The organism is Roseateles sp. P5_B10, assembly GCF_056400485.1.
The window spans coordinates 1-3,835 of the sequence record NZ_JBFULE010000512.1 but is presented as its reverse complement, the minus strand read 5'-3'; the positions used below and the strand labels follow the sequence as shown (position 1 = coordinate 3,835).

4 protein-coding genes are annotated in these 3,835 nt (G+C 69.1%); all 4 read right to left on the bottom strand.

Translation table 11 applies throughout. The features are described from left to right. A partial coding sequence (locus AC1DU6_RS22940; protein ID WP_477859834.1) for a spermidine synthase family protein occupies nt 1-1,123 on the bottom strand: 1,123 nt, incomplete at its 3' end. Further along, the gene (locus tag AC1DU6_RS22935) at nt 1,120-1,746 is read right to left on the bottom strand and encodes a TIGR02466 family protein (protein ID WP_477859832.1); all 627 of its coding nucleotides are present in this window, start codon (nt 1,744-1,746) and stop codon (nt 1,120-1,122) included. The genes AC1DU6_RS22935 and AC1DU6_RS22940, both read right to left, overlap by 4 nt. After that, nucleotides 1,743-2,702: a HupE/UreJ family protein gene (locus AC1DU6_RS22930; RefSeq protein ID WP_477859830.1), complete on the bottom strand. Its 960-nt coding sequence runs from the start codon at nt 2,700-2,702 to the stop codon at nt 1,743-1,745. Before AC1DU6_RS22930 ends, AC1DU6_RS22935 begins: the two co-directional genes overlap by 4 nt. Further along, nucleotides 2,699-3,538 carry a peptidyl-prolyl cis-trans isomerase gene (locus tag AC1DU6_RS22925; RefSeq protein WP_477859828.1) on the bottom strand — a complete coding sequence of 280 codons (840 nt, stop codon included), beginning with the start codon at nt 3,536-3,538 and terminating at the stop codon, nt 2,699-2,701. The genes AC1DU6_RS22930 and AC1DU6_RS22925 overlap by 4 nt, the downstream gene beginning before the upstream one ends. Nucleotides 3,539-3,835: the final 297 nt, after the last annotated feature.

Sequence of the window (3,835 nt, the reverse complement as noted above, 5' to 3'; positions counted from 1 at the left end):
GGATCAAGGCGAGTTTGGCGCCGAGGGCGGGCGCGATGAGCACGCCGAACAGCGGCGCGGCCAGCGTGGCGCCCAGCGTGTTGACGCCGAGTGCGCGGCTGAACGCGATGCCGGCCGCAGACGCGTCGGCGCTGAGCTGGCAGAACAGCGCGCCCATCAGCAGCGTCGGCAGCGCGAACACGGCGACGGCGAGCACAGCCTCGGTGGCCAGTGCTGCGGCCAGCGTCTCAGGCTGCAGCCAAGCCTTGATCGCGTCGGCGCTCCACAGCGCGGCCATGCCGAGCAGGATGCTCACGGCCAGCGCCTGCAGCAGGTGCGGCGTGCTGTGCAGCGCTGGCCAGCGTGCATGAGCTGCGGCGCCCAGCGCGCTGCCAGCGAGATAGACGGCCAGCAGCAGCGCGAAGGTGTAGACGGTGTCCTCGGCCACCTGGCTGAGCACGCGCACGGCCAGCACTTCGTAGGCGATGCCGAGCAACCCGCTCAGGGCCAGCAGGACGAGTGGCCGGCTCGATGTCGGTGAGGCAGGCGCCGGCGCGGGGCGGGACTGCAATGAAACGCCGGCCAGGAATGCGCAGCCCAGGTTGAGGGCGACGCAAAGCCCTGCGCTGCGTGTCAGTCCCCAATTCGGAATCAGCCAGAAGGCGGTGGCCAGCACGCCGGCGACGGCGCCCAGTGTGTTCGCGGCATACAGCGGCGCGACGCCGGCGGTACCGATGCGCGCCATGGCCGGCAGCGTGGCGCCCATCGCGGCGGTGGCCGGCAGCAGCAGGAGAAAGCTCGCTGCAAAGGCAACGCTCCATTGCCACAGCGGCGCGGCGTCGGGGCCGATCAGCGCGAGCGCTGCATTGCTGGCCATGGGCATGGCAGCCATCAGCACCGCGCCCCAGAGGCCGATCAGCGCCTCGCAGGCGGCATACCAGCGCTGCGGTTGTGGGCTCGCGTCGATGCGTGGGCCCAGCAGCAATGACCCCAGCGACAGCCCGCCGAAGAAAGCCGCGACTACCGCGAGAACGGCGGCCGATTCGTGGCCCAGCACGAGGCCGAGCTGCTGCGTCCAGACGATCTGGTAGCCCAGCCCGGCAAAGCCGGACGCGGCCATCAAAAGCAGCGCGAGGTGCTTCAAGCGTTGAAGCTCAGCGTATAGCCCCAGCTCTCCAAACGCGTCGGGATCGCGTTGAAGGCCAAGCTGATGCGCCGCCCGCCAGCGTTGGGCGGCACGGCGTGCATCAGATAGCTGGGGAACAGCACCATGTCGCCCGGGCTGGGCGCGGGGCCGACCCATTTCTCGGCGTTGTAGGGGCCGGCGGTCACGCCGGCGTGGTCGTTCTTCAGCGCGAAGTCATGGCCGCCGGGCGACTTCATGAAGACGGTGCGGGCCGAGTCATCGGTCTCGGTCAGGTAGACCACGCCGGAGGCAAAACTGTTGGCGTGGTTGTGCATGGCCTGGCGCCCGCCGGTGTCCAGCACGTTGACCCACATCTCCTTGATGGCCCAGCCCAGGGTCTCGCCAAAGAKGTGGCGGCCGAACTCGGCGATCTTGGGTGTGATCAGCGCCGCGGCCTGCACAAGCAACGGGCTGTCGCCGGGCTGCAGCATCTGGGTGTGCGACAGGGCTCCCGAGCTATTGTTGGCCTGCAGCGCGCGAGTGCTGAAGTGGTCGATCAGCGCATTGACGAGGGGCACGGGCAGCACGCCCGGCGCGCGCAGCAGCGGCACCGGGAAAAGGCCGATGACTTCGTCTGTCATGCCAGAACTGCCGCGATGCGCAGCCACGACCAGTAAGCCGCGGCGCTGCCGATCATGTAGAGCAGCACCGTGCGCAGCCGCTGCGTGGCCGGCCAGCGGGCGCTGAGGCGCCACAGGCACCAGCAGAAGCCGACAGTCATCAGCTGGCCCAGTTCGACGCCGACGTTGAAGGTCAGCAGCGCGACCAGCAGATGGTTCTCGGGCAGGCCGATTTCCTTCAGCGCGCCGGCAAAGCCCAGGCCGTGCACGAGGCCGAACAGGAAGGCGACCAGGGCTGGCCAGCGCCCCGCCAGGGTGTCGCGCTTGTGCAGCGCCTCGCCAGCCACCAGAACGATGGATAGCGCGATGCTGGCCTCCACCGGTGCCGAGCGCAGCGTCAGCAGCCCCAGGGCGCTGCTCGCCAGCGTCAGGCTGTGGGCGGCCGTGAAGGCGGTGATGGTCCAGACCAGGCTGCGGCGAAAGCCGACGAGGAACAGCAGGCCAATGACGAAGAGCAGGTGGTCGATGCCGCCGAGGATGTGCTCGACCCCCAGCAGCGTGTAGGCGCTGGCGATCTCGCCCATGCCGCGCGGGTCGTTGGCGGCACCGTAGAGCTGCACCGTGGGCTGGGCCTTGGTCAGCGTGTAGACGCGGGTGTCGCCGTTCATCCAGACGACCTTGACGACGGCCGCGGAGTAGCGTTCACCGACGCCCTTGACCGACATCGTGCCGGCCAGGCCCTGGTCGCCGCAGCGCAGCGCATTGGCCTGGGCCGCGCAGCCTTGCGGCCATACGGGCGTCAGATCCTGGCCCACCGGGCGCTTTTCGCCCGCCGACCACTGCCAGACGAATTCGCCGCGCTGCGTTTCGCGCAACTGCAGCTCGGCCATGCTCATTTCGTGTGCCGAGGCGGGCAGGGCGGCGGCCGCAACGGCGAGCCACAGCATGGCACGCAACCACATCCACCCGCGCTTCATGGGGCAGTCGCCTCCACCTTGACGGTGTATTTCCTGGCGAGGGCTGCCACTGCGGCGCTGCGTTGGGCGGCCAGGGTCGCGTCCGTCCAGTCCTGCAGCACCACGCCGCGCAGCGCCTCGAAGCTGGCCGGTCTGGCGCCGCTGCTGGCGTCCAGCCGCACGGCGTGCCAGCCCTCGCGCGACTGGAGCGCCAGCCATTGGCCCGCGGTGGCTCCTTCCAGTGCCTTCGCGAAATCCTCGCCATAGCTCTGTAAAAGGTTGCTGTGCGGCCTCCCCTTGAAGACGCGCAACCCGGCCTTGGTGTCGCCCGGCACGCCGTTGTTCAGCAGGTCGACKAAAGCGCGCACGGTCGCCTCGTTCGCCTCGCCGCCCAGCACGGCCTCCTGGAAGTCGAACCGAGCCGGCTCGTCGTAGCGGGCGCGGTGTTTCTCGAACCAGTCGCGCAGCACCGGCTCCTTGACCGGCGGCAGCTGGGTGCCGCCGTCGACCACGCTGAGCGCCTTGAAGATGACGCGTTCTCGGATCGCGGTGTCGCCTTTGTCGAGCTGCAGCGCCAGGCCTTCGCGGTAGAGCACCTCGTTGTCGAGCCAGACCTTGCGCAGCGCGGCGGTCTCTTCGGCGTTGGGCTCATGGCCGCGCTTGGCTTTGAACAGCTCGCGGGCCTCGCGATCGACTTCGGCGCTGATGATGATCTCGTTGGACCCCGCGGTGTCGCGGTTGAGCAGGCGGTCGGCGCCGAACAGGGCAGCGCCCAGCAGCAGGAAGTGCAACAGCGGTTCGCGGGTCCAGTTCGGCAGGCCGGATAGGCGGGGCGGCGCCTTGGCGGTGGGGGTCAAGGAAAGCTGGGCGGACATCGGTCTCTGGGGGCGGGGCACAGGCGGCGGATGCTATCGACGCTGCAAGACAAATTGACGACAAGCGTGGCCGCTGGGGACGCGCACGCGCGACAAAAAAAAGGGCGCCGCATCGCTGCGGCGCCCTGGCAAGTGTTGTCGGGAGCAGGGCTCCCGGCTCCTTTACTTGACGCCTGCGACGGCGACCGAATTGGCCACTTCGACGTAGATCGGGTTGCTGTAGAACCAGAGGTCGGCCCAGGCCGCGACGTCGTAGGACACCGCCTTCTGGCCCACGAT

Coding starts and splice junctions, on each gene's coding strand:
- AC1DU6_RS22930 (WP_477859830.1), bottom strand. CDS start 2,702: ATGAAGCGCGGGTGGATGTGGTTGCGTGCCATGCTGTGGCTCGCCGTT.